Source organism: Nostoc sp. CALU 546 (assembly GCF_048836525.1).
This window is the reverse complement of record NZ_JAWJTF010000287.1, coordinates 1-2,567: the sequence shown is the minus strand read 5'-3', so window position 1 is coordinate 2,567 and position 2,567 is coordinate 1. Positions and strand designations below refer to the sequence as shown.

Genomic DNA, 2,567 nt, shown 5'->3' with positions numbered 1-2,567 from the left:
AGGATTGGCATAGATAATGACTGCATTATCAATTCTCACTAAGCAAATGCCTTCCCCCATATTTCGGGTGATTACAGCCTGAAGCTCCAGCTTTTGCGCCTGTTCTAAAAGTGTGAGTTGGGTTTGTTGCTGCTCTATCACTGTTTTTCGCAGGCGATCATTCGTCTCTGTCAGTTGTGCAGTGCGTTCTTGCACCCGTTGCTCAAGTTCGGCATTTAGTTGTTGTAGGTCAATTTCTGCTTGTTTGCGCTCCGTTAGTTCTATCTGTAACTGTTTAAACAAATCTGCTTGCTGGATAGCAATGCTTACCTGCGCTCCTAACTGCCGCAACAGAGTAATTTCTGAAGATTGCCACTCACGAGGAGCCGCACATTGATGAGCTGCCATTAATCCCCACAATTCATCTCCCAAAGAAATGGGAACGACGAGATTTGCCCTCACCTGGAGACTTTCCAAAAATTGAACGTGACAGGGACTAATTCCGGCAGTATAAATATCAGTTTTCGCAGTGACTAAGCCTTGTTTAAAGGGTTCAACGTTCTCTTCACCAATGCAAGGGTCGTAAATCTGGAGTGGTAAAAGAGCCATCCATTCCGGTGCAACAGACTCAACAACAATTGTTCCACCCCAACCTGGATAAAATTGAAAGATAGTGACGCGATCGCACTCTAGAAAATGCCGCACTTCATCGACAGTAGTTTGCAAGATATCTTGTAAATTCAGCGATCGCCGGATACGCTGAGTCATTTCCATCACTAAGCGCTGTTGCTCAAATTGCTGTTGCAACGTTTCTTGTGCTTGTTTGCGATCGTCAAGAGTTATCCGCAATTGCTCGGCATTTTCCTGAGACAATTGTTGGTTGAGTTGTTGAATCTTCCGTCTGCTGTATTGAAGATTGCCTGTCACCAAGTTAATTATCAAGGCAACCAATAAGAAAATTCCTAACCGCAATACATCTTCTGATTGATTAATCCCCAGTTGATATCGAGGGGGAATCAAGTAATAATCAATTGCCAGTGTGGAAAGAACAACTGTAACAATTCCTGGTCGAAAGCCACCATACCAAGTACTGGCGATGATCGCTATGTAGAAAAATCCACCAATGGTTCGAGAAATCAGCGGTTCTAGCCAGACTGACAAGAAGGTGGCGATCGCAGCTGAGGCAATAGCCACACCGTACTTCAATAATCGTGATTTTCCGATCATGCTTGACTTCTGCCTAGCTGAGAGCGCCAGCGCGTTCTTTGAATGCGGCTCAGTACCCGTGTCACAAGTTCTGGCCCTAGCACTGGCTTGCTGATAAAATCATCGGCTCCGGCAGCAAAAGCTTGCTGAAGAAATTCTGCATCAGTATGGGCTGTCACTACTAAAATCGGTAAATCTCCCCACTGGGCATCTTGGCGCACAACTTTGCACAACTCTAAACCATTAACTATCGGCATTTCTAAATCTAGCACCACCAAATCTGGAGATGTTGCAATCAGCACCTTCCAAAATTGTTGTGATAGAGAGAGAGTTGTTACTTCCAGCCCCCAAGGAGTTAGTAACGCCGATAGTCCAGCCAGGATTACAGGATCATCATCTACGATTAAAACTTTGGCTTCGGAAGTTTTAGGTTGAGGTAAGACACGAGCGATCGCCTGAAAAATCTGCTCGGTTGTCGCCGGTTTATGCAAAAATTGTCTAGCTCCTAAACGCGATACTGCCAGTCGATCTACTAGGGTATCTCTTCCTGTAAAAACAATCACTGGGATATTTGGCGATCGCTGTACTATCTCGCTCAACAATACTAATCCATCTTCTTCGGTTCCAGGAAAACTCAAATCCAGTAAAACTACGTCAGGAGTTTTTAAGGAAAAAAGCGATCGGGCTGTTGCTAAATTTGGTGCAACCTTCATTCTGATTCCCCATGAGTCGGCTTCTGCCTGCAACTGTTCCGTCAGCATCGCATCATCATCGATGACTAACAGACGATAAGTTTGGTTCATCGGGACGCTTTGAGCGGTGGAAGTAACAACAGGCTTGCTTAACTCTTGCTGTAATGCTGTTACCAGTTGCGAGAAATCAGAGATTTTATCTGGAGATAGCGAGGAATATTGAAGCAGTAAATGCTCTATTTTTCGTGCTAGCCGGGAACCCTCTGGATAACCGAACGACCCCATCGAACCTGCTAGCTTATGGGCTTCATGCAATGCCTGCTGGTGTAAATCTTCATTAAAATTCCCGGCTAAGAGTGCAGTTTTTGCCCGTTCCAACACTCCAACCTGTCCAACAAAGGAATTACGAAATCGCTCCAGCACCCGATTTACAGAAGTCATATCTTTGGAGCCGGTTTTTTTCTTTCCATCGGGATTTGTTGCCATAACAGAGATGGAATGATTAGGTGCAGGCTTGATGCGATAGCCCATACCATATATAGTTTCTAGAAATTCTTCTGCTAGTCCTGCTGTTTTCAGCTTCTTTCGCAAGTCTTTAATATGAGTCGTAACTGCACTTTCAGTTGGTGCATCCCCAAATCCCCAGAGCCGATCTAGAATGACTGCACGACTAAAGATCCGATCTGGGTT

The 2,567-nt window shown here is 44.9% G+C and carries 2 protein-coding genes; both read right to left on the bottom strand.

Annotation, left to right across the window (positions count from 1 at the left end):
* A partial coding sequence (locus tag RRG12_RS42770) for a GAF domain-containing protein (RefSeq protein WP_420763263.1) occupies positions 1-1,206 on the bottom strand: 1,206 nt, incomplete at its 3' end.
* Positions 1,203-2,567, bottom strand: a 1,365-nt coding sequence (locus RRG12_RS42765) for a response regulator (protein ID WP_420763262.1), incomplete at its 5' end; no start/stop codon positions are given. The genes RRG12_RS42765 and RRG12_RS42770, both read right to left, overlap by 4 nt.